The organism is Tenacibaculum sp. 1_MG-2023 (assembly GCF_030547425.1).
Lineage (GTDB): Bacteria > Bacteroidota > Bacteroidia > Flavobacteriales > Flavobacteriaceae > Polaribacter.
In genome coordinates this window covers 1-26,035 of sequence record NZ_JAUORH010000007.1, presented here as the reverse complement: position 1 = coordinate 26,035, position 26,035 = coordinate 1, and the positions used below count along the sequence as shown (strand labels likewise).

Below are 26,035 nucleotides of genomic sequence, written 5' to 3'. Positions count from 1 at the left end.
AACATTTTGAAATTTGATTTGTTTTAGTGCTGTTTTGTAGTGTTTCTGTAATTAAGAGACTCTTAAATTGTATCAAAATTTATGGAAAACAGGTGTGTAATATGATTACCGTAGGTCAACCGTAGTACGGTCTTATTTTAACAAATAAAAGAAGAAACAAACCAATAACTATTCCTCACTTTTGTCCATTTCCGAAAGAAGGGAAGTAGTTAGCTGGTCAAGAAACAATGTCCGGCTATTTTTCCTATTCTTTATGTCCTGATAGGTTTTATAGATTTCCTTTGGGGTAAAGTCGAATACCTCTTGCAAAATTTTAGATAATTTAATAATACTTAGACCTTTTTGTTTTGCAATTCCACTCGCGGATAATGCATAGAGAAGTTCTACCCAATCCGTATTAGTGAATGGCCAAGGAATTTTTTCTGTAGATTTTATATTCACAACACTTCCGTTCACTCTGTTTTTAATAAAATGTTTCTTTTGGTCCATATAGTTGATAAGGGAAGTATAGGCCTTGAACTTACCCAAAAGCATATCTCTTGGTGTGCAAAAATCTGGGTCTTGAAAATAGAATTTTGAAGTAGTAATATGATAGGTGTCAAGATGGTCTCTGGTATAATAAGCTTTGTCGAAGTGTGTTGCACCAGAATTTACATATTGTCCAAAATCAAGATTATAAAGGAAGAAGCGGTTTAATTTGTTGATTTTCTTTTTTATAAATTTCAATTGAGCAGCCCTGTCCACTTTTGGAAATTGAATTTCAAAGGAATGAATCTCTGAAAAATATATGAGCTTGACCAATGGTATTTGTTTGATTTTCTTGAAGAAGACTATTTCTTTTTCGATACTTTCAAAGTCATTAACCAAAATGTTTCTTTTAAAAACGGTAAGCAAATTTCTACTTAACTCGATGGAACGATAGGATTGTTCCAAAATCGGTAGATTTTCGAGCCTTATCTCGTCTAAAGCTACGAGAAGGTTTTTGCCTAACGTTTCTAAATCCATTTGCAACCATAAATACAGTTAAGCCCAACAATATTGTGGGTATTCTTAGTTTCGGTGGGTTAGTTGTTGTTAGAATTCTTTAGTTAGTAAATGCGTAGAACAGGTACTTTAAAAAGTAGGAGTTTTTACGACAAGGGGCGGCTAAAGAACTAATGAAATGTAATAACATAATTTTGAAAGAAAGACATTTTATTCCGTAGATATATACGGAATAAGCCGTATATTCCTACGGTAATTGTTGTCAAGCTAGGAATAACGCTATTTAGACTTTTTTCGGTAGCGAGAAATAAATTGTCTTCTATTCTTTGCACCCGTTTTTTTGTAGATGTTAGAGGCGTGTTTGGATACGGTACTTTCTGCAATAAATAAATCCTTGGCGATTTGTTTATAACTAAGGTTACCGAGAATTGACAAGGTAATCTCTATTTCTCTTCTTGTCAAATTTTCATAAATAATTTTCACATCGGCTGAATTGATTGCCTGTTCTTTGCTCATTGCAAATACTTCATACATTTTAGTTTTATTTTCTAAAAAATAAATGTGCCTATCTATCTCAATAATAGTAATGGCGTAAAAAGATGCATTCATAACTGTAAAAGTCAACCATTGGTAATCTCCAATAAATGTCAATACAGGTAATAAAGCAATACTCGCCACACTAATCATTGATAATCTGTTACGTCGTAAAATATATTCATTTGGGTTACTCGGATTAGAAATCCTCTCGTAAAACATCCCTAAAAATAAAAAAGCGATTATCGAAATTGGTATGGTAAAAAGCAGTCTTGAAGACTTCAAGGAAGATGTGTAGAAGTATGGAATTAAAAAGAGGATGATAAAACTTATCGATACTAAAATTGCTAAATTTCGGATAGAAGAATTATACTTTAAAACCACAATATCATATTCTTTGTAAAGATAATAAATGATATAAACGCAGAGAGCTATAGCAACACCATAGGTTATAACATACTGAAGAATAAAAGGTCCTGGAAAATTTTCAACAGGTAAGAATCCACCTGTTAGATTGTATGTTATAAACAGGATGCCCAAATAAAAAAATCTTTTATATCCGCTAGAATCCTTTCGAGTAGAATAGTAAAGCGTAAACAATACAATGACAGTATCTAATAAAAGATAGAAAAAAGTTGTCCAATGTATCGAGGTTCCAAACATAGTGCATACTGAACCTTATATGATTTCAAATCGATTATTCTGATTATTTTTTTTCACATTATCCCAATTAAAAATTGTTCCGTTCATAGCGATATACACTCCTGGTTCTAGAAACTGAAGTGCAGAAATAGCAAACCCTAAATTGAAAGGCGCATCGGTATTCTTTTTTGTTCCCAAAATAAATGCACCAGTGAGAACGACGGTTTTGTTGATTTTAAGCTTACCCAAGAATTTGGCTGTTTCAGCCATTGTAATAGTGCCGTGAGTCAATAATATCTTGTCTGAGTCAGAAGATTTGATTGTTTTGGCTATTAGTTCTCTGTCATCATCATTAATAAAGCGACTATCCTTATTCAGTATTTTATCGATACTATAAGTAGTAGTGATTTTGGCATTAGAAAGTATGTCTTCAATAGCAATTGTATTTGCTTGCTTTTGATTGAGATTTTCGTAATCCAGACCTTCAATTGTGCCACCTGTTGAAATAATATGAGTTCTCATAATACAATAGTTTTGTGCTAAATGGTTGATTAGTCTATTACTTGTTTCACCTCACCACAGGTCAGCATTGCATCACCGAAATATGGGTTTAAAACTTTTTCTTCTTTGCTCAACCAATAAGCGCCTTTGTTGTTATCTGCCATTGGGCAAAATTGATTGTAAACCTTTTCGTTTACTCCAAATAGCTGTATTGCACTACCCAAATGTGATGATAGATGCTTAAAATGATTTCTCTGTTCTTTTATATCCGAGGTTTCTGCGATAGATTTAGTTGAAGATTTCAGTTCTTTCTCTAACTTCATCCAGTGATTATGTGCATTGTTGTCCTTCAATAATGTCATATCTATCAGATTCAATTTATTAAGTAGTTTCTTTGCATCGTCAGCTACTTTCTTTGCATCATCTTTTACCAATGCATCTTTTACGCCTAAATAATCATTAAAAGCAGTCTTCAATTGATTTTGAAAATCCACTGAGACCTTTATTCTCTCATTCATTTCTGAGTGATTACTACCGTCGTCTGAAGTTGTTTCTTGCATCCCCAAATGTCCTTCGTGTCCGGTCATTACTTTTCCGCCTTCCTTGTTCATCATTGATTTTTTACCCTGCAATTGAGCCGCTGCATCGATAGTAAAAGTTCCATTAGTGACTATTTCATCACCATTCTCCAAACCATTTAATACCTCATAATTATCTCCAATACTATTACCCAACTTTACTTCTTGCATTTCAAAAATTGGTTCATCAGGACTGCTTTTTACATACACTACTGAACGTTCTCCAGTCCATAAAACTGCCGTTGATGGAATACTTAGTAACTGCTCTTTGGTTGAAGAAACACCATCAATTTTACCTTCAACAAACATCCCAGGTTTAAATAGGTCATCTTTATTGTTTAATACCACTCTTAATTTTACCGTTCGTGTTCTTGTGTCTAATACTGGGTCAATAAATGATACTTTACCTTTAAATTCTTTGTTGGGATAGGCATTAGATGTAATAATTACATTTTGACCTTTTTTGAACAAATCAATCTGATTTTCATAGACATCGAAATTTGCCCAAACAGTGTTTAATTTCGCTATTTTTAATAGCGGTTGGCCTTGCTTTATATAATCACCTTGTTCTACTAATTTTTCTGATACTGTACCAGAAACCGTAGCATATACAGGAAAGTTTTCTAACACCTCACCAGAAGTTTCAATTTTATTTATTTGACTCTCCGATAATTTCCAGAGTTTCAATTTATTTCTGACGGCTTTGTACAACGCTGGTTGCGATTCTTTTAAGGAAGCAGCTGTAATCAACTCCTGTTGTGCTGCATATAATTCAGGCGAGTAAATAGTAGCTAACAATTGCCCTTTACGAATTTCTTCTCCCGTAAAGCTCACTTTCAAACGTTCTATTCTTCCAGAAAAATAACTAACTTGTACAGCGTTGGATTCTTCATTTTCAACTATTTTTCCTGATAACTTTATGGCGTTATTTTCCACGCTACCATTACCAACTATGGATGTCTGAACATTAGCCAAAGCCATAGCATTTTCCGTTAGTTTGAATTGGTCTGCCAACAAACCATCCGCACCACTTTCGGCAGGAATTAAATCCATCCCACAAATAGGGCAATCGCCTGCTTCTGGTTGCATAATCTGTGGATGCATTGAACAGGTCCACATTTGATTGGCCTCTGCCACTTCATTGTGATTATGCTCTGCTTCGTTGTTTGATGAGTTACCAAAAAATAACCACCCCAACAGTAATCCTATGACTACTAATCCAATGTAAATCGTGTATTTCTTCATTTCTTTGTTTTTTTTCGTTTTAATAATTTTCTAACTGAGGGTGATGATGTGTACCATAATAAAAAGCCGCTTAATACTGTAATCAGACCCAGAAGGGAGAAAGCTCTTAAGACCGTAGTATTGAAATTATCCCTACCATCGTAATCCATTGTGTGGGTCATCCATAAAAAGTCAAACCACCGCCAACTGCGATGTCTTACGGTCTGAAATTTTCCATCTTTAATTGATACGTAGGCTTTAAGAGCTTCGTCTGTTTTATATGAAATCACAAAAGCTGGCAAAAGCTTTTCTCTATATTCGTGATGTTTGTCAACCTCATTAATTTGCTCAATAGCATTTACCTCTAGACCGCTTTTCATATTGTTTTTAGCGATATAAAGTGCCTCGTCTTTTGTAATTTTATTTTTTAAATGTCCATCAATAGCATTATAAAGTTGCTTGCCATTTACCCAATAATATGGCACGTTATCAATGTCTCTTAAGGCAATGGTATTAACGCCTTCTGAAACATCAAGCTGTGATGGACTTATAAGATTGTTAAACGCTTTGGGCTGATACTCTAAATTTTTAAAGTGGTCACCGTGTATATCATCGATATTTGTCCAGCTGAAATACATTCCACTAATTGTCCAAAACAGGAATTGAATCCCTAAAAAGAGACCCAAATAGCGGTGTACTTTTCTAATTTTTTGTGCTGTGTGCCTATTTACCATCTATTGTTCTACTTTAAAATTGAAGTCGATGGATACTTTTTCCCAAGACAAATTTATTTTCCCTTCAGCGTTATTAACTTTGCTGACTTTGTATTCTAAATGTTCCTTTATTTCTTCAGAAAAAGTAGGTTTTACTTTAAACCTAATAACATCATCTTTTTCATCATATTCATCTTTACCGTGCTGCTCCCAATTAGAATTAAATATGACTGTCCACTCATCTTTTGAAGGAATTGTAAAGAATCCATACTTACCAGCAGGAAGTGTTTTACCTTTAATTCGTAAGCCCTTATTGGTCTCTATCCAAGTTGCCATATGTGCTCCTGCTTGCCATACTTGGTCGTATGCCAATAAACCGCCGAAAATTATTCTACCTCTGACTCCAGGTGATGAATAGTCTATGTGAATATGTGCATCGCCAATCATTGCCATTGTTTCGGTATGAGGACTTAAAGGCTTCTTTTTTGATTGTTCAACTTTTTCAGTTGAAACATTATGATTGTGCTTTTGTTCTTCAGAAGTTGTCTTTTCGTTTTTGCAACTCACTATTAGAAGTGCTATTGCAATTAATAAGGTTAGTTTTTTCATTATGTCGTTTTTGTCTTAAGGTTTCCTTTTAATAATTGTGCATTTATAGCACAGATTATAGTACTGATACTCATTAGTGCAGCTCCAAATGCTGGGCTTATCATAAGTCCAGGAATGAACCCCGTTGCTAAGGGCAAAGCCACAATATTGTAACCTGTTGCCCAAACCAGATTCTGAACCATTTTGCGATAGGTGGCCTTACCAAATAATATCAAGTTGGCAATGTCTTTTGGGTTGCTATCCACCAAAACAATGTCAGCGGTCTCAGCTGCTACATCCGTTCCAGAACCAATGGCAATACCGACATCTGCTTGTGCTAATGCGGGAGCATCGTTTACACCATCACCTGTCATAGCAACAAATTCTCCCAAAGCTTGCAGCTCTATTATTTTATCCTGTTTTTGGTCTGGTAATACTTCAGCCATATAATCATCAAGTCCTAATTTATCAGCTACATCCTTAGCAACTTTTTCATTATCACCTGTGAGTAATGAGACCTTAATTTTGTTTTTCTGAAGTACTTCAATTGCCTCATAAGAACTTTCCCTGATTTCATCTGCGAAGGTTACAAAGCCAATCACTTCGTCATCTACAATCGTAAAGATTTTGGTTTCTATGCCCTCGTCTTTATCTTCAGTTACATTCTTGTTCAATTGTTCCATTAGCACATAACCACCAGCTTGTACTTTCTTTCCATTGACTGTTCCACTAACACCAACACCTGCGTTGTACTTGAAGTCAGTTACTGAAGGAATCTCAATATTTTCCTCTTTTGCTTTTCGTCTTAATCCTTTAGAGATATGGTGTTCGGAAGGGCTTTCAACAGCCGTCGCATACTTTAAGAGTTCTGTTTTATCGTAGTCAGATGATAATGGAACAATACGTACTACTTCGTGTGAACCCTTTGTAAGTGTTCCAGTTTTGTCGAATACTATGGTCGATATTTTGCGAGATGCTTCAAAAGCTGTCCTGTTACGAATCAATAATCCATTTTTTGCTGAAATACTAGTAGATATAGCAGCTACTAGAGGTACAGCCAGACCTAAAGCATGTGGACAACAGATAACCATAACAGTTACCATACGTTCTAAGGCAAATGATACTGTTTCTCCCAAAGCCAACCACGTAAAGAATGTACCAAAACCTAATACCAATGCAATTACTGTAAGCCATTTTGCTGCTACGTCTGCTAAACGTTGCGTTTTAGACTTTTGCTTTTGAGCTGTCTGAACCATATCTATCACTTTGGATAAATAGGTTTCCTCTCCAATACCTTTTACTTTTACTTTAATAACCCCATTGCCATTAATAGCACCACCAATTACTTCTTCATCAACACTTTTGCTTACAGGCTTACTTTCACCAGTAAGCATGCTTTCATTGAGGTCACTTTTACCTTCTACAATTACACCGTCTGCTGGAACTTTCTCACCTGGTTTAATGAGAATGATATCACCTTCGTTTAACTCGCTTATTTTTACTTTTCGAGTTTGGTTACCATCTACCAAATTCGCCTCGTTTGGCATTAGTGCCGCTAGAGCTTCCAAGGCTTTACTTGCACCCAAAATGGAACGCATTTCAAGCCAATGACCAATCAACATTACGTCAATAAGTGTTGCTAATTCCCAAAAAAACGTTTTGCCCTCGAATCCAAAAATGACCGCTACACTATAAAAATATGCTGCCGAAATTGCTACGGCAATAAGTGTCATCATTCCTGCTGACTTCTTCTTTAACTCACTCACCAAACCTTTTAAAAATGGCCATCCACCGTAGAAGTAAACAATACTCGATAAAGTGAACAGTACATAATTACTGCCTGTGAAATTCCAGTCCACTCCCAACCAATTCTGTATCATTGGTGATAATAGAAGAATTGGTATGGTTAAAATTGTGGATACCCAAAACCTTTGTTTAAAATCTTCTATCATCATTTTGTGATGGTCGTGTCCCATTTCTCCGTGAGCAGGATTGTGACCAGAATGGTCCATTTTACTATGGTCCATTTCTACTTTCTCCTTGGAATGGTTTTCGTGGCTATGGTGTTCGTGATGTTCCATTTTAATTGTTTTTAATGCTGTTCAATATAAAATTCACTCGTTCCAATGGTGGTAATGCAGGGACGTGTACTACTGGAAACGGTAATGATTCATACACTTCAGTTATAAGATTATGTATTTGATTTTGGTCGTTTTCACTTTCCAATCGAGCATAGTCGTTGATTAAAGGCAGTTTGTCTAGAACGAAAACCTTTTTGTAATTCACTTTACGCATTGCTTCTTTTAAAATTTCGTCAACTTCTAATTTTAAAAACCGATAGTACGCCAATGCATCAGGGATTGCCCTGTCCAGAAAAACTAAATCTTTAGGGTTTATCGATGCTTCCTGCTCGATTTGCATATCTAAAACACCAAGTTGAAACTCTCGTTTATTGCTTCGCAATTCTTCAACAGTCTGTCCCTTTACACGCATTGTATCTATATAATGCCTTGCGTGTTCAATGGTGGTTTTATATCCTCGTTCGGCAAGCATATTGATAGTGGTGGTCTTACCAGTGCTAGGACCACCAGTTATAACACACCAATTTGTTTTTATGATTTTATTGCTTTTCATTTTGTTTTAATGGTTACATAATTCATTAGCTTCTTTAAGAATGGTTTTCTTTTTGGATGATGCCATACCCAAGTCATCCAATAGTTTTGGATTATCGCAAACCTCTCTACACAGGACAATGCCTTTGTTTAGTATCTTTTGTTTTTCCTGCTTACTTAAGGAAGGTAAAGCCGTAATCGGGTACAATCTTGAACCATCAATTTTACTTTTAAGGCTGTTTTTTTCGGGATAATCCCAACTTACTAATCCAAGCCCTGAACATTCGCCAAATTGTATAGCATCGGTTGAGAACCTTGTATTGGTATAAACCCAGCCTTTATGAAATTTTAGTGAATGGTCTTTTTGCTTTAACCATTGAGTTTCTAAATCCTTAAACCTGGACTGTATGTAAAGAGGTATTTTTACATTGCAATTTCTACCTTGGTCGCTATGGAATTTACATTCCACTAAATAATGTTCGTTAGCTTTCAAAGCAGCTACATCTACTTCGTGGGTTACACAATGACCTTGCATAACGACACCTACATCTGTATTGAAGCCTTCATATTCGAGGATTTTACCAATATATTTCTCAAAAGGATAGCCAGTTGGACCAAATTCCATAATGGCTTTTTTGAGTTTGTATCTAGCAGAACCTGATTTTGATTTGCGTTTCAACATCTTATAAGCTATTTCATAAATCCGTTTGGTTGTCATTCCTTCAGTTAATTGCTCCTGAACTTCTTGGGCGATTTCTTGCACAAGTTTTTCACTTGCTTTGGAATGCCTTAAAGAGCGTTTTAGCTTTTCGATATTGAATGCTTGAACCTCGCCTGAATACTTTATGATATTGATTGCTTTTTCCATTTTAAAGATGTACTGTCATTACAGGTTTTTTTGAATGATTAGTAACACTTTCAGCAATACTCTTTGAAAAGACACTTGCAAATCCTTTTCTACTATGGGTATACATTGCTATTAAATCCACATTATTTGAACCTTCAAATTTTTCAATACCACCTAATACGGTAGATTCATTATAGACGTGCATTGCATAGTTTTCCAATTTTGGGAAGTGCGTTAAAAACTCTTTGATGGGTTGCAATCCATTTTCAACACTATTAAAATCTGATGTGGTGTTAATGTTCAACAAATGGATTTTAGCATTACACTTTTTGGCTATGCTTTTTAACTCAATAAAGGCATTGGATATATCTTCCTTAAAATCAGACACAAATACGATATCCTTAAAAGGAAAGGCTACTGTATCTTCTTTTACAACCAAAATTGGTACTCTTGCTTTACGAATGATTTTTTGGGCATTGCTTCCTAACAATTTCTTTAAAAACCCATTTTGTATGCCTTTACTTCCGGTAATAATGAAATCGTGATTAAAGTTGTGGGAATGGGCTACAATTGCATCTTCGTCAGTAATAAATTCTAAAAACGTCCTTGACTTTAAACCTTTACCTTCAGCTTCTTTGTCCAAAGCCCTCAATTTACTTTTAGCTATGCCAATTGCTGCAAGGGTATCAGGGTAGTTTTGCTCCTGGGTCTTGGTTAATTTTGTCCAGTTAACTACTGTACTTATTTGATGCAAAAAATGGATTTCTGCATTAAAAAGTGCCGCCATTTCTATAGCCAATTCTGCTGCTTTATTGCAGTTATCTGAAAAATCCGTGGGTACTAATATATTTTTCATCTTATTTCTTTATTTGCCAATTATAAAGCGATGCAATACAGGCACCGATTAACCAACCCAAAATGAACGTTTGAACAATTCCTAGACAAGCTTCCCAAAGTGGAATATCCATCCTAATTACAGTCGATACATCCAGTCCGTGCAGTAGGCTATTGAAGAATTTTACAGACCCTTCACGGCCAACCGTAAACATTACCACCATACAACCCAAATAGAGCAATGCTCCAGTTAGGCCTGTGGCCAATCCTAATTTTTTGATGTTGATTGTTTTCATAATTGTGGTTTATTGTTGTTTTCTTTATCGTGATTATGCTTGTGATGCGGCATTAACAGATGACATCCGAACATTAGAATTATAAAAATGAACAAGGATACGTTTTCGCCCATTCCTATACTTGGTGCAATAAAAATGAGTAGCAACGGAAGTACACAACCTAATATCATCCAAAGTGTATGTGATTTCATCTTTTATATAATTTGGGTTAACATTACAATCGCCATCACAATCATAATGGCATTTTCTATAAATGTGGCTTCAGTCATTGGCAATTTTAGCGCCGTTCCGAGACAAGCACAACGAATTGATTTTTTATCCAGAAGCGTTTTAGTAACACCAATCGTTGTAATACTTAATATTATAAGTGTGGCTATAAGAGCAATTTCAATTTCAAAACGCATTAAGAACATCAGCCCGAGAACAGTTTCGATGAATGGATATATCCAGCCATATATTGAAACCCGTTTTGCCAATGGGTCATACATTCTGAAGGATTCTGGGAAATTCTTTAAATCGAGCATCTTGAAGAAACTGAACACTATGAAAAACAAACCCATAAAATCCAGCATTACGGCATTACCATCCCAATTCTTATAATGCAACAAAATACTCGCAGTTGCAATGTAAAAAAGGATGAGCAACAAGGGCTGTAATTGTTGCAGTTTTGATTTTTGCTCAGTGGCATCCAAGGATTGGGATGTCATCTGAAAAACGTTTTTGTTATCCTTTTCCGAAAGAGTATATTTTTCAGGTAACGCTTTTTTAAGGGCTTCCGTAGTAACGTGGCTACCCATTGTAACTTCAGCTTCGGCTTTTTCAAGGTTAACAGAAACGTTGGTAACGTTGTCCACATTACCCAAATATTTTTCTACGGATGCTTTACAGCCTCCGCAGGTCATTCCTGTTATGTTATATGTATGTGTCATTGTTCATTTTTTTTAATGATTATTACACAAAATTAATTTCTTCAACCCACCTTCATTTGTACAATTCTGGATAATCCTTACACAATTTGGTCTATGGATTTTCTGTTCCATTTTTGTAGATTTTTAAATGTCGTCATTGACATTCCTGTTACATTTTTAAACTGTCTTGCCAAATGACTACTATTATTGTAATTCAAGCTGTAGGCTATTTCAGAAAAATTTAATTGCCTCAACTGTATCATTTCTTTTACCTTTTCAATCTTTAAATTGATTTCATATTTTTCAATCGTTACACCTTCAGTTTTGCTGAACAATTTGCTTAAAGCCGAATAAGATTTATTAAACCTTTTGGTCAAAAAAGATGAAAGGTTTGCATTGTCCTGATTTTCGATTTTTTTTATGAGTGCAATCTTTATTTCCTCTATCAAAATTTCTGTTTCATCCTTTATGATTTCAAAACCGTGTTTTCTCAGCACTTTTTCTAATTCTAATGTTTGGATGCCTGTCTTTTTGTTTAGAACAATTTGTCCAAGCTCAACCGTTTTTATGTCACAACCCAATTCTTCCAACTCCCGTAATACAGTTGATTTGCATCTGTCACATACCATATTCTTTATGTTAAGGGTTTGTTTCATAATACTTTTTATAGTGCCTGAAATGGGAAGGGCTATTAACCAACCAATCAGTATTTCCTTCCCATATCAGGGCTTTATTTTAATTTTTCTTTTAGGTTCTTCATATAATCAATAATCAAGGTCTTTTCAGAATTGGACAACTTAGCATCCTTGTGAATCAAGGTGTAAGATGCTAGTGGCATCTCATCATCTTTAACCTGACTAATTATTGACTTTAGTTTGCTGTTTTTTCTTCGGTTGGAATACGCATCCCATTCATTGAAATTCAATTCTTCCTTTCCTTCATTAATGTGGTCTTTTAAAAACCAAGCAACAGGTTGTACCATATTGTACCAAGGGTATTCTGTGTTATTACTATGACAATCATAGCAGGACTCTTGTAATAATGTGCTTATGTTTTCTTGGGTGTTGTTTACCAACAAGAAGTCAGTTTTAGGCACAGTATCACTTTGATTGAGGTCTGTGGGCACAAATTGTATGCCCACAAATCCAACCAATAAAATCAGTGCTATGATTTTTACAATTTTCATTTAGTTAATTTCTCGCTGTACTTTACCACATTTCAACATCTGACTTCCATAATATGGATTTCGTACTTCTTCTTTTGTACTCAACCAAGCTGTACCGCCATCATACATTGGGCAAAATTGCTCGTATAGTTTCACTTTTGTTCCCGTAATAGCTACCATATCAGTAACATCCTTGCTCAAAACTTTAAAATGCTCGCGTTGGTGTTTAATATCACTTTCACTGATATGTTCTGCGTGCTCGATAGCATCTTCCATAATGTCCCTTAATTCTGATTGCTGGGCATCCGTATATTTTGAAATGTCAAGCTTTCCTAATGATGTTGCGAGGGTTGCACCCAATTCTTTAGCTTTGGCATTATCATCTGCCACTAAGGCATCCTTTAAGTTGAAATAGTCATTTAATATTGTTTGGGAATTTCCATCTCCGTTCATTGCCATTTCCTTTTTATCCACATCGTGGTGACCATCGGAATTATCGTGGTTCATTTTTGAATGGTCTTCCTCAGTAATCATTTCAGAGTTGGTACTGTTTTCTGTTTTGGCATCTTTACAAGACATTGCTGATAAGCTTATAAATGCCATTACCATAATTGTTGTTAATCTTACTTTTTTCATTGTTATTAATTTTAAATTATACTTGTTTTTAGTTACTTAAATAATTGATTATTGTTGTTTGAACATAGAAGGTTTTCACCGATTCTATTTGGTTCATTTGGAACTTTAATTGTAGTTCCTGAATGTCCAAAACATCGTTAAAATCAATTGTTCCAGTTTCATAGCTTTTGATTAAAATTTCTTCAGCATCATTGGCTTGCTCCAAATTTTTCAGTTGAGTCTCATTGCTTATTCTTGCTGAGATTCTATCGTTTACGGCTTTATCTAATACAGTTTCCAATTTGTTCAATCGTTCTTGTTTCTGTGCAGTTATTTCTTGCTGTTTAAACTCATTCTGCTTTGTTTGAGATTTGTATTTTTTGTTGAAAATTGGAATTGATACTGATACCATTGGCATTACAATGTCTTTTCCGTTATCACTAAAATTCATATTAGGTCGCTTGTCAACGTTGACATAATCCAAACCAAAACCAATCATAGGAAGGCTTTCTTTTTGATTCAATAATTCTGACTGCTCAACAGATTGGTAGAGCTTGTCATATTTTATCAATTCTGGATGCAGGGATAAGTTTTCTGTATTTACCAAAGTGGTTTCAGAAGGAATGGTTAATTCTTGAACTACATTCACAGCAATATCCTTATCACGGTTCAAAAGTTTATTGAGAGCCGTTTGCTCTGCCAAATATTGTTGAGCTAATACTTCCTTTAATTGTTCCAACTCATTTTGACGCATTTGTAATCGCAATACGTCTACAGCTGAAGCTTTGCCAACTTCTACAGAAGTCAATGCCAAAGTCTCATAGGTTTCGAGCAATTCAATATTTTGCACTAATACCTTTTGCTTTGCTTTGTTCGCATACAAATTGTAGTAGGATTGCGATACGGCAGCGATTAATTTTCTTTTGGCAATAACAATGTCCTCATATTTGGCATCGGCCAATGAGCTCACATAGTTTTCCCTAGCAGTTATCGAACCAAACCAGGGTATCATTTGTTTTGCTGATACTTTAAAGCGTTGAGCCCCTGTTCTTGTCTCTGGTTCACTAACAAAATATCCAACTCCAAATTCAGTATTTGGAATCGTGTTGACTTCATTCACTTTTTCAGAAACAATACTGTACTGTAATTCAAATTTTTGAATTTCTGGACTGTTTTTCATTGCCTCCTCAATGAGAGTTTCCAATTGTTGGGCATTTGAAAAACCAAATGTTAAAAGCCCAATCGCTATTAAAATTATTTTCTTCATTTCGCTACTTTTTTAAGTTGTACTTCTTGTTTCCAACTATATAGAACAGGAACAACAAATAATGTGATTAGAGCGATGACCATACCTCCAAAACTTGGTATTGCCATAGGAATCATAATATCACTTCCTCGACCAGTTGATGTTAAAACTGGCAATAATGCCAATATGGTGGTGGCTGTGGTCATCAGGCAAGGACGAATACGTTTTTCTCCAGCTTCAACAACAGATGCTCTTATTTCCTGTTTTGTTTCAGGTGTATTTCTATCAAAGGTTTGGGTTAAATAGGTTGCCATAACCACACCATCATCTGTTGCTATACCAAATAAGGCGATGAAACCAACCCAAACAGCAACACTTAAATTAATCGTGTGCATTTGAAATAGGTCTCGTAAATTCTCTCCGAAAAAATTGAAGTTTAAAAACCAGTCTTGTCCATACAACCAAATCATTACAAAACCTCCTGCAAACGCTACGGCAATTCCTGTAAAAACCATTAATGAAGTGGCTACCGAACGGAACTGGAAATATAAAATCAAGAAGATAATGAGTAAGGCTAAAGGCACTACCACGGATAATGTTGCCTCTGCCCGTAATTGATTTTCATATGTACCCGTGAATTGGTAATTGATACCTTTTGGTACAATTAATTCCCCAGAATCTATCTTTTCTTGAATTAGAGCTTGGGCATTTTCAACCACATTAACTTCTGCAAAACCATCTAATTTGTCGAACAGTACGTAGCCCACTAAAAAGGTGTCTTCACTTTTTATGACTTGCGGACCTTGTTCGTATCGAATGGATGCCAATTCGCTCAATGGAACGGGACTTCCTTTTTCGACAGGTACGTAAATTTGTTTTAAATCGTTCGGGTTGGCTCGCAATTCTCTTGGGTAGCGTACACGAACTCCATATCGTTCACGACCTTCAACCGTTTGCGTTAACACCATTCCACCTACAGCAACTTTCAGCACGTTTTGAACATCATCTATAGATATACCATAACGAGCCAGTTTTTCCCTATGTATATCAATTAATAAATAAGGTTTTCCAACTATTCTGTCTGCAAAAACAGCTTCGACTTTAACGCCTTCAGCTTGCTTTAAAATATCTTCTAATTGAATTCCAAAAGCTTCAATTTGTTTTAAATCTTGTCCTTTTACTTTAATTCCCATTGGAGCACGCATTCCTGTTTGAAGCATTACCAATCGGGTTTCAATCGGTTGCAATTTAGGTGCTGAAGTTACACCTGGTAGCTTGGTTACTTTTACTATTTCTTTCCATATATCGTCAGGAGAATTTATTTCTGGTCGCCAGTTTCGGTAAAATTCGCCATTGCTATCTTCGATTAATTGTGAGCTGTCGAATGTACTGAAAGCAACGTTTTCAGAATTATTAGGATTTGCAATAAATCGTCCGTCCTTCAATTCAAATAATCCATCATCATTTACTTTATAGCGTTGACGATTTCCTTCTTCATTCAATGCATATTCTGGTTTGTACTGAATAACATTTTCATACATTGATAAAGGAGCAGGGTCTAAAGCTGATTCTGTTCTACCTGACTTACCAACAACGGTTTTGATTTCTGGAATACTGGCTACAGCCATATCCAACTGTTGTAAAATTCGTTTGTTTTCTTCAACCCCTGCGTGGGGCATAGAAGTTGGCATCAGTAGGAATGAACCCTCATTTAGTGATGGCATAAATTCTTTCCCTGTATTTTTCATAATGGAAAAACCAGCTACGACGATAAGGGTTGGAATAGATAGGAATAGTAATTTATTAGCTAAAGCCCATCTTAAGATTCGTGTGTAATAGTTTCTAAATACAGTGAATGCTCCTAATAACCCAAAACAAATAAGTCCAACAAAAATGAGATTCCAAAAAATGCTTCTATCTACACCTAGTGGTCGCCAATATTCTGCTAAAAGAAAAACTATTGCTAATGCAGAAACTCCAATATTTAAAAGATTGGCTCGTTTTTCTGTTATTTTATCCTGCATTTTTAGTAGGGCAGTAACTCCAAATGCAATTAGAATTAGTCCTAGCCAATAACCAAAGATTATTGCAACAATACCGAGAGCGACCAAAAGACCGTTGATTAAATAACCAGATGTCTTTTTTATACTCTTTTTTCTAAATAAGAACGCCGCAAATGGTGGAATTAGAAACAACGCCACAATGATGGATGCCGTTAAAGCAAATGTTTTTGTAAATGCCAACGGTCTAAATAATTTTCCTTCCGCACCAATCATTGTAAATACAGGAATAAAACTAATAATAGTGGTCATTACTGCTGTTACAATTGCTCCAGACACTTCGGCAGTAGCATTATAAACTACTGTGTTTATTGGTGCTTTTTCATTATTTTCATCTAAGTGCCTTATAATATTTTCGGAGAGTATAACACCAACATCTACCATTGTACCAATTGCTATAGCAATACCTGATAATGCAACAATGTTCGCATCAACTCCAAAGAGTTTCATCGCAATAAATACCATTAAAACTGCTACAGGTAGAAGCCCGGATATCAGAACCGAAGCGCGAAGATTAAATACCATAATGATGATTACCAAAATGGTAATTAGTATTTCTAAAGTCAGAGCTTCGTTAAGTGTTCCAAGTGTTTCTTGTATAAGTTCTGTTCTATCATAAAAAGGTACAATGGTTACTTGCGAGGTTCTTCCATCGCTCAATACTTTCGATGGTAATCCAGGACTTAATTCATTTATTTTTTCTTTAACATTATTAATGACTTCCATCGGATTTGCACCATATCGAGCTACTACAACTGCTCCTACAACTTCCGCACCTTCTTTGTCTAATATTCCTCTGCGAGTTGCTGGACCTAAAGACACTTTACCAATATCTTTTATTTTAATTGCTGTGTAATCTTCTGATGTGACGACGGCATTTTCTATATCAGCAATAGACTTGACATAACCCAAGCCACGTACCAAGTATTCGGCCTTATTTATTTCTAAGGTCTGAGCACCAATATCTTTATTACTTTCTTTTACGGCTTTTACAACGTGATGCAAGCCAATATTATATTGACGCATCAGTTCTGGATTAACATCTACTTGATATTCTTGAACATAACCTCCAATGGAAGCTACTTCCGAAACACCACTTGCAGATGACAAGGCGTACTTTACATAGTAATCCTGAATACTTCGTAATTCGTGTAAATCCCATCCGCCGGTAACTTTTCCGTTTTCGTCGCGACCTTCAAGTGTGTACCAAAATATTTGCCCCAAGCCTGTCGCATCTGGTCCTAAAGCTGGGTTTACTCCTTCTGGAAGTAATCCACTCGGTAATGAATTTAGTTTTTCGAGAATACGGCTACGACTCCAATAAAACTCTATATCCTCTTCAAAGATGATATAGATGCTCGAAAACCCAAACATAGAGGAACTACGAATGGTTTTGACTCCTGGGATGCCTAGAAGCGATGTTGTTAATGGGTACGTTATTTGGTCCTCTATATCCTGCGGAGAACGACCATCCCATTTGGTAAAAACGATTTGCTGATTTTCGCCAATATCAGGGATGGCATCTACAGCTACAGGATTGGATGGTAAAAAACCAGTATCCCAATTAAAAGGTGCATTTACTATTCCCCATCCTATGAATAGAACGAGTAGTAATACTGCAACAAGTTTGTTTTCTATTAGAAATTTTATGCTTTTGTTTAGCATTGGCTTGATAATTAAACAATTAGACAATGGTGTTAAGAAAACACCGAATACAAAGAATTATCCTAATGGAAAACATCCACTGGATAAAAAAGTCTATTGCTTAAAAATCAAATTAAATAAGTCTCGTCAAGCTTGTAGATTTGCCTTATGACGAGTGGGGGGACATAATCCCTAAATGAAGTTACATTTTTTTCCAACCCTTCAAAAAGGTTGATATAAGTATAAACGAAAGACGCAACAAATACTTGTTGGTCAAATGTTAGTTTGTCAAAAGATATTTTTAATTCATCTTGACCATCAATGATTAATTGTTCGTCAGAACAACAATCTTTTACCTTAATGGAACAACCATCAGTTGAAGGTTTTTCCATTTCCATACCGCAACCTTTTGCTTTGTGGAATATGGCAGTTTCAACTAAATTATCACCACAATAATGCATATCAATAGTAAATGACATTGTAGAGAAAAGCACTACAATTGCCATTAAAAAGGATGATATTTTGTGAAAAATTTGCTTCATTCTTGATGCAAAGGTATAAAAAACAAAATATTTTTTGTTAAAATTTTTCCTAAAAATAGTTTTATTTAAGGTTTTCAGTTCTAAAATCGTAATTATAAAAAGTGAGGAAATTAAAAATTAACTACGCTATCCAAGGCATCATCAGCATCTTTATGGATGAAGTTAGCTTGATAGTTAATTGTCGTTTTAAGGTCTGTATGACGATATAACTTTTGAAGCATTAATGGATGAATATTGTCCGCGGCAATATTCCCAAAAGAATGACGAGCAATATGCATAGTTACCTTTTTTTGAATGCCAGTTCTTTTTGCAATTTTTTTCAAATGGTCATTAAACTTTTTATTAGCGACCTTTTTCTTCCTATATATATCTTTTGCATCGGTCAAATCTGCTTTTTTCATTTCTGGGAATATAAAATCGTTATCATTTTCTTTGTCTGAAATATATTCCAACAAGATTTTTTCGACCTTATTGGGTATTTTTAGCGACAATAATTTTGAATTCTTGCCCATTCTATAATGTAATCTACCGTCATAAATTTGTGACCATCGTGTAAATAAAACGTCCGAAACACGCATTCCGGCAAAATAAAAGCTGAATAACCAAACATTTAGTGAATGTCTTTCCATATCTGAAAGCTCTGGGCAATTTTCAAGAGATTTAATTTCTTTACCAGATAGGCCTGTTTTAGTAGTTTCTGGGAATTTAATTTTAAACTTACTTGTTCCGAAAGGATATATTTCCTTACTGACCACCTTATCTTTTATTGCCCGGTTAAAAAGAAGTCTTATCAGGACCATAACATTCATAGCGGTAGTTTCAGAAAGAGTGCAAGAGCCTTTTAAATATATTTTGAACTTTTTGAGAAAACGCTCATCTATTTCTTGAAATGTAAGATTTCGAGCCTTACTATACTTCTCAATATAACTAAGCCAAGCAGAGTCTGTCGAATGCCGATTTATTTTATTTTCAGCTTCAAGGGATTCAAGGTGTTCATCCGCAAAATCAAAAAATGTAAGACTTGATGTGGGCTTGTAAATTTCCTTTTTTATTTGGAAAGCTGTCGCATCTTTATTGTTGGTCTGCAAGGCAATCAAACCTTTTCTAGCTTCTGAAAGTTTTGATGTCAAGAGGTTATTTAAACTTTCTGCATCAGGATGTGATTTCTTTATTTTAAGATTTTTTGTATCCCAATCCTCTAATTCAATATAATGCCCTATATGTTTGTAGGTAGAACGACGGTCCTTAGTTATTCTAATTGCAAGTGGATATTGGCCTTTAGAGTTGACCTTTTTACGGAGTATAATTTTTGCGCTTGTTGACATTGTAAACCTGTTTTGAGTACGAAAGTCAAATCAGGTACAACATTTGGTTTTAAAACCTTCCTAAAGATACATATTTATTAGGAAACTTGGGTACAACATAGGTACAACAAATGTTGAAATTAACTGATATTAAATGACTTTAAATAAAATGACGAAAAGGATAAATCATTGAAAATGAGATGATTTATGTCTTATTGGTGCAATATATACCAGACTTAGGATCTAGTGCCGTGAGGTGTGAGAGTTCGAGTCTCTCCGCCCGTACTTATTTAAAAACAAAAACCTTAATTCGTATAGAGTTAAGGTTTTTTGTTTTTTATGGTTGAGGTTTTTAAGAGTATTATCTAGTTTTTACTGATTTAGTATAAGGTGCTAATATTTTAAATATCTTTAGCAGAAAAAAATATTTTTATTTTGATAACAACACTACTTATAATTCTATACATAGCCATTGTTGCTACGGTTGCGGTTATTATAATTAATACATCAACACCATCTAAGGCAATAGCTTATTTGTTTTTACTTATTCTGTTTCCTGTGGGAGGGGTTATTATTTACTTAATGGTTGGGATAAATCATAGAACCTATAAGTTATACAATAAAAAGCTTGAAGTAGATAAAAACATTTTTTTTGAACTTAAAGAACAGCTAAAAAACTACACCGAAAAAACACTGTCAACTTCTAAAAATAATTTAGGTCACTTTTACAACTTAACTAAGTTTATACATAAAGAAAATGTATTAACAAATAGCAATAAGGTTAGTTTACTCTTGAATGGAGAACGTAAATTTCCAGAAGTTATTGAGGCTTTAAAAGCAGCTAAAAACCATATTCATATTGAGTATTATATTTATCAAAATGATACTATAGGAAATGAAATAGGAGAGGTTTTAAAAGAAAAGGCTAAACAAGGAGTTAAAGTGCGTTTTATTTACGATGATTTTGGAAGTAAAGATATCCGTAAATCGTTTGTGAAATCTTTAATTGATAGTGGAGTCGAAGCATATCCTTTTTATAAAATTAAGTGGTTGTTATTAGCCAATAGAATTAATTATCGAAATCATAGAAAGATTATTGTAATTGATGGGGAAATTGGCTTTGTGGGAGGAGTTAATGTTTCAGAGAGATATATTAACCCAAACAAGTTTAATTGTTATTGGAGAGATACACATATTAAAATAGAAGGGCTTGCTGTTTTGAATTTACAGCGTGTTTTTTTAGCAGATTGGAATTTTTGTGCAGATCAAAATGTTATTGTAGAAGAAGATCTTTTTCCTGTAGGCAACCAAGCAACGACTAGTGAGCATAAGCAATTAGTTCAGGTGATTTCAAGCGGACCTGATTCTGATCATCCAGATATTATGTATGCGCTTATTCAAGCAATACTGTTGTCAAAAAAAGAAATATTAATTACTACACCATACTTTGTCCCCAGAGCTTCTTTTTTAGATGCTCTTAAAATAGCCAGTTTGAGTGGAGTTACTATAAAACTACTGGTGCCTAGTATTTCAGATTCGAAATTAGTTAATGGAGTGTCAAACTCTTTTTATAAAGAAGTTTTAGAGATAGGAGTAGAGGTGTACAGATATAAAAAGGGATTTGTACATGCAAAAACAATGGTGTTTGACGAATTAGTTTGTTCTGTGGGAACAGCAAATTTAGATGAACGTAGCTTTGATCTAAATTTTGAAATTAATGCGTTGATATATGATAAAGATTTTGCTAGTCAGCTGAAAAATGCTTTCTTAGAAGATTTAAAGTACAGTGAGAAAATAGAGATGAAACAATGGAATAGTAGACCTGTTTTAATACGTTTTACAGAAAGAGTAGCTCGTTTATTAGCTCCTATTTTATAGCTAAGTTAAATAAAAAAAGTAACGGTAAAACTTTCTTGTTCTTAAGAGATTTTACCGTTATATATACTACAAAAAAAGAGCTTTCTTAAGTTAATCTTTAATTATAAACATAGATCTACGATTGAGTTGATGTTCATCTTCAGCACACGCTGTCTTGTTAGTACATTTGTTAATGAGCTTTGATTCTCCGTATCCTTGAGCGGTTAATCTTGTTATATCTATTCCTTTTTTCAGTAGCCAATTTAATGTAGCTTGTGCTCTGTCTTCAGATAGCTTTAAATTATAAGAATCGTTACCTCTTGAATCTGTATGTGATTCAATACTAATTTTCAAAGTAGGGTACTCATTTAAAGCGGCTAAAATTTTAGCCAATTCAATTTCTGCATCTGGACGAATATTAGATTTGTCGTAATCAAAATAAATAGGTTGTAACGTTAATCTACACCCTAAATCATTTGGAGGGCAAGGGTCAGAAAGTTCTAAAGCTAAAGGCATGTTTAGCTTAATAGGCATTTTAATGGTTTTTGGGTTGCTAGGGGTTTCTATAACTTTTTCTTTCGGAAAATACTCCTTTTTCTTTGCTCTTAAGGTATATTGTTCTTGGCAGTCCAATAAGAAAGAAAAAGTAGCATCGTTACCTACAGTCATTGTTTTTACTTCTTTGTTGTTACTATCTATTAAAGTAACTTCGGCATTTGGAATTAATTCACCTGTTTTTTTATCAATTACAGGTCCTTGAATGGTGATTTCACAGCGTTCCCAAATTTGATAAATATCATCACTTTTACTACCTTCTTTACCATCACGATTGGATGTGAAATATCCTATTCTATCCTCTTTTATAATGAACCCAAAATCGTCTTTAGGACTGTTTATAGGGTCTCCAAAAGTAGAAATTTCTCCATGAGAATCTTTTATTAGTTTTGTTACAAAAATATCTAAGCCTCCCATGCCTGATGAATGCCCATCACTAGAAAAATACAAATCGTTATCGTCACTTACAAACGGAAAAGTTTCTCTTTCAACAGTGTTAATCTTGTTGCCAAGGTTTATAGGATTTGTATAAATGCCTTCTCCTAAAATTTTAACATACCAAATATCGGACATTCCTAAGCTACCAGGCATGTCTGAGGAAAAGTAGAGTCTGTCTTCTTCGGGGTTAAGGGTTGGATGCCCAACGGAGTAATTGTCGTTGTTAAAAGGGAGTTCCTGTATATTTCCCCAAGTATTTCCATTTCTGGTGGCTTTATATATTTTGAGTCTAACAACATGATCTTTGTCTCTTTTCTTTTTACCATTTAAATAATTGTTTCTGGTGAAATACATGGTGTTTCCATCTTTTGTAAAAATAGCGGTAGATTCATGGTAAGGTGAATTAATACTTCTGTCAAAAGCTTTTACTTGCCCAAAATTCATGTCTTTATCTAAAGGAACTTGATATAAGTTTAGGAAAGGTTGATTGTCCCACCCAGCAAGTTTAGTAGATTGTTCTTTTGATAAATTTGGGTTTTTTCTACTTGAGGCAAAAACAATATTGTTACCATAAAAGGCTGGGCCAAAATCTGAATACTCTGTATTTACAGGAACTTTTTCTATTTCAAAAAGTTTATCCTGCACACCTTTTTTGAATAAAGTGTCAGCAACATTTTTATAGGATTTTAAGGAGGTAACTTTTCCTCCTTTAAATCTGTAAACTTCCATGAGTTTTTCAGCTTCTTCAGGTTGATTAATGCTTTTTAAACATTGAGCTGCTCTAAAATAATCAACTGTAAGGGCTTCATTTGGGAACCGATCTATTAAATTATAATACCATTTTGCAGCACTTGAATAATTGCTGTTAAAATAGTATGTATTTCCCAGTTTTCTATAAATTTCAGCTGATCCATAGTCTTCTTCAACGACTTTTAAATAGATTTTTTGTGCATCTATAAAATCATACGTATTGTACTTGGTATTTGCCTTTTCAACTAGTGCAATTTGAGTGAAAGCAGAAGTACTTGTTAAGGCAACAAAAAAATAAAATATTAAATAATGCTTTTTCATGATATTAAGAGTTTAAAAGAATCTAGGTGTTAGTATGCGTTCGGGGTTATTAAAGATGTCAAACCTTAAAAAGAACTCGTAAGTACCATTACTATGGTCTTCGATGTCTGTAGTTTGGAAATCATATCCCATTCCTAAGAATAACTGATTAGTTATTTGAAATCCTGCCATGGCGCTAATTGCAGCATCCCATCGATATGAGGCTCCGAGGGTGAATTTATTATTGAACAGGAAGTTTGCAGATAAATCAGCCTGTAAAGGAGATCCGTTAACCCATTTAAACATTGTTGTAGGTTTAAACTTAAGGTTTTCACTAATATCAAAAACATAACCAGCTATTAAGAAGTAATGTAAACGTTCTATAGCTATAGCGTTTTCGTCACTGTTATTGGTGCTATCTGAATTATAGTGTTTTGAATTGAAAAAATTAGGTACTGATAATCCAAGGTAGAGTCTGTCGTTGTTATAGTAAATACCTACACCTATTTGAGGTTGTACTTTTTTATCAATGTTTTCTGCAAACTGCCAATCATTATTATCATATATGTTTAGTTTAGAATAATCTACATCAAGTATGCTTAGACCACCTTTAATTCCAAAGGATATTCTTGAATTTCCTGATAACAATAAAGAGTATGCATAATCTATCGTAATGCCTGTTTCGTTTGAAGGACCTATTTTATCATTAATAATAGAGAGTCCTATTGCATTTCGTTTGAGTGTGCCTAAAGGGGTATTAAAGGTGAAAGTACCAGTGTTTGGAGCTCCTTCAAATCCTGCCCATTGCGTTCTATATAACAATCCTAAACCAAGAGTAGTTTTAGAACCAATATAACCTGGGTTTACAACTTGAGTATTATACATGTACTGTGTATACTGTGGGTCTTGTTGAGAAAAACACACATTTGAACTAATAAATAGTAGTAGTAATAAATAATAATGTTTCATTAGGTTTTGTGTTTTTTAATTTCTTTTTAGGTATAAATACCCTTTGTTAGTCATAGCTTCTTGGTTAGCGTTCCACCGTGTTAGTATATAGAAATAAGTACCTGTAGGTAACTTTTGATCTTTACTAACTGTTGCTCGTCCTTCAGAAATTCCCTTAAATAAGTTTCCATTAGTTCCATAGGCATCAGTTTGGTAAACTAAAACGCCCCATCTATTAAAAACCTTAAGGTTGTTGTTAGGGTAATTTTCTATACCGTTAATGCGGAAGAAATCATTAGCCCCATCTCCATCAGGGGAAACAGCATTAAAAACTTCAAAAGGAACTTCCTCTATGGGTAAAACTGTTATTGTTGGGTCATCTGGGTCACCGTCATTGTCAACATCAATATCATCTAAGTTATTAGGGTCGTCAGAAGTGTCAGTTATTGAGTTTCCAGAGGAGTCTTCAGCGGTGATTATGGCTTGATTAGTGACGAATTCGTTAATTAAGTCTTGCTCAGTTATACTGTAAGTAGCAGTAAAGGTTGTGTTATCTATTTCCCCCGGTAAAAGTTGAGGAATGGTGCTACCGTTAATTGTAATTCCAGGTAAGTTATCCTGCAAAGTAATATCATATAAAACTGAATCTCCAGTATTGTATATGATAAAACTATATGTTATGGTTTCTCCAATATTAGCATATCCATTTCCATTAGTATCATTAAAAGTGCTTGTTTTTTCAAGAGAAATACTGTTATTAGGTTGACACAAAGTAGTTTGCGTTTGGTCATCTTCAAGTACACTATCGTTGTCTGATAGATCGCTTACATCATTACCATTGATACTTGTACCCGTAACAGTTGCTTGATTGGTTACTGAACCAGTATCAATATTGGCCTGAGTAATCGTGTAATCGGCGATATAACTCCAAGTTTCATTAACATCTAGTTGATTGTTGTTGTCGGTATCACCTGAAGCTAGCGCAATTGTACCACCCAACATTGGGTCGGTAAGAACAACATTAGCAATACTAGTATTTCCTGTGTTTGTAAGCGTAAAGTTATATGTTATGGTTTCTCCAGCATTGCTACATCCATCTGTGTTTTCGTCATTGAAAGTAGCTGTTTTAATAAGTGCAATACCATCGGATTGACAAAGATTAGTTTGCGTTTGGTCATCTTCAAGAATACTATCGTTATCTGATAGATCACTTACGTCATTTCCATTGGTGCTTGTACCTGTAACAGTTGCTTGATTGGTTACTGAACCAGTATCAATATTGGTTTGAGTAATTGTGTAGTTAGCAGTATAGCTCCAAGTTTCATTAACATCAAGTTGACTGTCGTTATC

General features: G+C 34.6%; 24 protein-coding genes. 1 reads left to right on the top strand and 23 read right to left on the bottom strand.

The features are described from left to right. Positions 1-168 precede the first annotated feature (168 nt). From Q4517_RS06500 to Q4517_RS06405, 20 genes are all read right to left on the bottom strand, one after another. Positions 169-1,005 carry an RteC domain-containing protein gene (locus Q4517_RS06500; protein WP_303507595.1) on the bottom strand — a complete coding sequence of 279 codons (837 nt, stop codon included), beginning with the start codon at positions 1,003-1,005 and terminating at the stop codon, positions 169-171. 258 nt (positions 1,006-1,263) lie between these two features. Further along, a complete protein-coding gene (locus tag Q4517_RS06495; protein ID WP_303507593.1) occupies positions 1,264-2,058 on the bottom strand; it encodes a helix-turn-helix transcriptional regulator in 795 nt (264 codons plus the stop codon). Positions 2,059-2,196: 138 nt separating this feature from the next. Then, positions 2,197-2,682 carry an asparaginase domain-containing protein gene (locus Q4517_RS06490; RefSeq protein ID WP_303507591.1) on the bottom strand — a complete coding sequence of 162 codons (486 nt, stop codon included), beginning with the start codon at positions 2,680-2,682 and terminating at the stop codon, positions 2,197-2,199. 29 nt (positions 2,683-2,711) lie between these two features. Beyond that, the gene (locus Q4517_RS06485; protein WP_303507589.1) at positions 2,712-4,484 is read right to left on the bottom strand and encodes an efflux RND transporter periplasmic adaptor subunit; all 1,773 of its coding nucleotides are present in this window, start codon (positions 4,482-4,484) and stop codon (positions 2,712-2,714) included. Further along, on the bottom strand, positions 4,481-5,197 hold the full coding sequence (locus Q4517_RS06480; protein WP_303507586.1) for a PepSY domain-containing protein: 717 nt from the start codon (positions 5,195-5,197) through the stop codon (positions 4,481-4,483). The genes Q4517_RS06485 and Q4517_RS06480 overlap by 4 nt, the downstream gene beginning before the upstream one ends. Next, a complete protein-coding gene (locus Q4517_RS06475) occupies positions 5,198-5,785 on the bottom strand; it encodes a DUF2911 domain-containing protein (RefSeq protein WP_303507584.1) in 588 nt (195 codons plus the stop codon). Then, the gene (locus Q4517_RS06470) at positions 5,785-7,845 is read right to left on the bottom strand and encodes a copper-translocating P-type ATPase (RefSeq protein ID WP_303507582.1); all 2,061 of its coding nucleotides are present in this window, start codon (positions 7,843-7,845) and stop codon (positions 5,785-5,787) included. Before Q4517_RS06470 ends, Q4517_RS06475 begins: the two co-directional genes overlap by 1 nt. Before the next feature lies 1 nt (position 7,846). After that, positions 7,847-8,398, bottom strand: a complete 552-nt coding sequence (locus Q4517_RS06465) for an ATP-binding protein (RefSeq protein WP_303507580.1) — start codon at positions 8,396-8,398, stop codon at positions 7,847-7,849. A 6-nt stretch (positions 8,399-8,404) separates the two neighbouring features. Further along, positions 8,405-9,244: an ATP cone domain-containing protein gene (locus Q4517_RS06460; RefSeq protein WP_303507578.1), complete on the bottom strand. Its 840-nt coding sequence runs from the start codon at positions 9,242-9,244 to the stop codon at positions 8,405-8,407. 1 nt (position 9,245) lies between these two features. Then, the gene (locus tag Q4517_RS06455) at positions 9,246-10,079 is read right to left on the bottom strand and encodes a universal stress protein (RefSeq protein WP_246901735.1); all 834 of its coding nucleotides are present in this window, start codon (positions 10,077-10,079) and stop codon (positions 9,246-9,248) included. Between the two features lies 1 nt (position 10,080). Next, positions 10,081-10,353 carry a DUF5676 family membrane protein gene (locus Q4517_RS06450; protein WP_246901734.1) on the bottom strand — a complete coding sequence of 91 codons (273 nt, stop codon included), beginning with the start codon at positions 10,351-10,353 and terminating at the stop codon, positions 10,081-10,083. After that, positions 10,350-10,544, bottom strand: a complete 195-nt coding sequence (locus tag Q4517_RS06445; protein ID WP_123897393.1) for a hypothetical protein — start codon at positions 10,542-10,544, stop codon at positions 10,350-10,352. Before Q4517_RS06445 ends, Q4517_RS06450 begins: the two co-directional genes overlap by 4 nt. Positions 10,545-10,547: 3 nt before the next feature. Then, complete coding sequence (locus Q4517_RS06440) at positions 10,548-11,282, bottom strand: heavy-metal-associated domain-containing protein (protein ID WP_303507569.1); 735 nt, start codon at positions 11,280-11,282, stop codon at positions 10,548-10,550. A 77-nt stretch (positions 11,283-11,359) separates the two neighbouring features. After that, positions 11,360-11,917 carry an AraC family transcriptional regulator gene (locus Q4517_RS06435; protein ID WP_303507567.1) on the bottom strand — a complete coding sequence of 186 codons (558 nt, stop codon included), beginning with the start codon at positions 11,915-11,917 and terminating at the stop codon, positions 11,360-11,362. A 74-nt stretch (positions 11,918-11,991) separates the two neighbouring features. Next, positions 11,992-12,447, bottom strand: coding sequence for a heme-binding domain-containing protein (locus Q4517_RS06430; RefSeq protein ID WP_303507565.1), 456 nt, complete (start codon positions 12,445-12,447; stop codon positions 11,992-11,994). Continuing rightward, positions 12,448-13,062 carry a DUF3347 domain-containing protein gene (locus tag Q4517_RS06425; protein WP_303507563.1) on the bottom strand — a complete coding sequence of 205 codons (615 nt, stop codon included), beginning with the start codon at positions 13,060-13,062 and terminating at the stop codon, positions 12,448-12,450. It abuts the gene before it with no gap. A 28-nt stretch (positions 13,063-13,090) separates the two neighbouring features. Beyond that, the gene (locus Q4517_RS06420) at positions 13,091-14,308 is read right to left on the bottom strand and encodes a TolC family protein (RefSeq protein WP_303507561.1); all 1,218 of its coding nucleotides are present in this window, start codon (positions 14,306-14,308) and stop codon (positions 13,091-13,093) included. After that, positions 14,305-18,012 carry an efflux RND transporter permease subunit gene (locus Q4517_RS06415; protein ID WP_286107215.1) on the bottom strand — a complete coding sequence of 1,236 codons (3,708 nt, stop codon included), beginning with the start codon at positions 18,010-18,012 and terminating at the stop codon, positions 14,305-14,307. The genes Q4517_RS06420 and Q4517_RS06415 overlap by 4 nt, the downstream gene beginning before the upstream one ends. Before the next feature lie 107 nt (positions 18,013-18,119). Then, positions 18,120-18,533, bottom strand: coding sequence for an HYC_CC_PP family protein (locus tag Q4517_RS06410; protein WP_303507559.1), 414 nt, complete (start codon positions 18,531-18,533; stop codon positions 18,120-18,122). A 110-nt stretch (positions 18,534-18,643) separates the two neighbouring features. Continuing rightward, positions 18,644-19,858: a site-specific integrase gene (locus Q4517_RS06405; RefSeq protein ID WP_286107213.1), complete on the bottom strand. Its 1,215-nt coding sequence runs from the start codon at positions 19,856-19,858 to the stop codon at positions 18,644-18,646. Between the two features lie 414 nt (positions 19,859-20,272). On the opposite strand from Q4517_RS06405, the gene cls reads away from it, so the two are divergent. Further along, a complete protein-coding gene (gene cls, locus Q4517_RS06400; protein ID WP_303507554.1) occupies positions 20,273-21,715 on the top strand; it encodes a cardiolipin synthase in 1,443 nt (480 codons plus the stop codon). 90 nt (positions 21,716-21,805) lie between these two features. Here cls and Q4517_RS06395 read toward each other — a convergent pair whose 3' ends face one another. The 3 genes from Q4517_RS06395 to Q4517_RS06385 all read right to left on the bottom strand — a co-directional run. Then, complete coding sequence (locus Q4517_RS06395) at positions 21,806-23,758, bottom strand: OmpA family protein (RefSeq protein WP_303507553.1); 1,953 nt, start codon at positions 23,756-23,758, stop codon at positions 21,806-21,808. Positions 23,759-23,770: 12 nt separating this feature from the next. Continuing rightward, positions 23,771-24,706, bottom strand: coding sequence for a type IX secretion system membrane protein PorP/SprF (locus Q4517_RS06390; protein ID WP_303507551.1), 936 nt, complete (start codon positions 24,704-24,706; stop codon positions 23,771-23,773). Positions 24,707-24,721: 15 nt separating this feature from the next. Then, positions 24,722-26,035: gliding motility-associated C-terminal domain-containing protein (locus Q4517_RS06385; RefSeq protein ID WP_303507549.1), on the bottom strand; the 1,314-nt coding region annotated here is incomplete at its 5' end.

What these genes read in the sequence shown, in the direction of transcription:
- Q4517_RS06500 (WP_303507595.1), bottom strand. Translation starts at nt 1,005, where the DNA reads ATGGATTTAGAAACGTTAGGCAAAAACCTTCTCGTAGCTTTAGACGAG.
- Q4517_RS06490 (WP_303507591.1), bottom strand. Translation starts at nt 2,682, where the DNA reads ATGAGAACTCATATTATTTCAACAGGTGGCACAATTGAAGGTCTGGAT.
- Q4517_RS06485 (WP_303507589.1), bottom strand. Translation starts at nt 4,484, where the DNA reads ATGAAGAAATACACGATTTACATTGGATTAGTAGTCATAGGATTACTG.
- Q4517_RS06480 (WP_303507586.1), bottom strand. Translation starts at nt 5,197, where the DNA reads ATGGTAAATAGGCACACAGCACAAAAAATTAGAAAAGTACACCGCTAT.
- Q4517_RS06475 (WP_303507584.1), bottom strand. Translation starts at nt 5,785, where the DNA reads ATGAAAAAACTAACCTTATTAATTGCAATAGCACTTCTAATAGTGAGT.
- Q4517_RS06470 (WP_303507582.1), bottom strand. Translation starts at nt 7,845, where the DNA reads ATGGAACATCACGAACACCATAGCCACGAAAACCATTCCAAGGAGAAA.
- Q4517_RS06465 (WP_303507580.1), bottom strand. Translation starts at nt 8,398, where the DNA reads ATGAAAAGCAATAAAATCATAAAAACAAATTGGTGTGTTATAACTGGT.
- Q4517_RS06460 (WP_303507578.1), bottom strand. Translation starts at nt 9,244, where the DNA reads ATGGAAAAAGCAATCAATATCATAAAGTATTCAGGCGAGGTTCAAGCA.
- Q4517_RS06455 (WP_246901735.1), bottom strand. Translation starts at nt 10,079, where the DNA reads ATGAAAAATATATTAGTACCCACGGATTTTTCAGATAACTGCAATAAA.
- Q4517_RS06450 (WP_246901734.1), bottom strand. Translation starts at nt 10,353, where the DNA reads ATGAAAACAATCAACATCAAAAAATTAGGATTGGCCACAGGCCTAACT.
- Q4517_RS06445 (WP_123897393.1), bottom strand. Translation starts at nt 10,544, where the DNA reads ATGAAATCACATACACTTTGGATGATATTAGGTTGTGTACTTCCGTTG.
- Q4517_RS06440 (WP_303507569.1), bottom strand. Translation starts at nt 11,282, where the DNA reads ATGACACATACATATAACATAACAGGAATGACCTGCGGAGGCTGTAAA.
- Q4517_RS06435 (WP_303507567.1), bottom strand. Translation starts at nt 11,917, where the DNA reads ATGAAACAAACCCTTAACATAAAGAATATGGTATGTGACAGATGCAAA.
- Q4517_RS06430 (WP_303507565.1), bottom strand. Translation starts at nt 12,447, where the DNA reads ATGAAAATTGTAAAAATCATAGCACTGATTTTATTGGTTGGATTTGTG.
- Q4517_RS06425 (WP_303507563.1), bottom strand. Translation starts at nt 13,062, where the DNA reads ATGAAAAAAGTAAGATTAACAACAATTATGGTAATGGCATTTATAAGC.
- Q4517_RS06420 (WP_303507561.1), bottom strand. Translation starts at nt 14,308, where the DNA reads ATGAAGAAAATAATTTTAATAGCGATTGGGCTTTTAACATTTGGTTTT.
- Q4517_RS06415 (WP_286107215.1), bottom strand. Translation starts at nt 18,012, where the DNA reads ATGCTAAACAAAAGCATAAAATTTCTAATAGAAAACAAACTTGTTGCA.
- Q4517_RS06410 (WP_303507559.1), bottom strand. Translation starts at nt 18,533, where the DNA reads ATGAAGCAAATTTTTCACAAAATATCATCCTTTTTAATGGCAATTGTA.
- Q4517_RS06405 (WP_286107213.1), bottom strand. Translation starts at nt 19,858, where the DNA reads ATGTCAACAAGCGCAAAAATTATACTCCGTAAAAAGGTCAACTCTAAA.
- Q4517_RS06395 (WP_303507553.1), bottom strand. Translation starts at nt 23,758, where the DNA reads ATGAAAAAGCATTATTTAATATTTTATTTTTTTGTTGCCTTAACAAGT.
- Q4517_RS06390 (WP_303507551.1), bottom strand. Translation starts at nt 24,706, where the DNA reads ATGAAACATTATTATTTATTACTACTACTATTTATTAGTTCAAATGTG.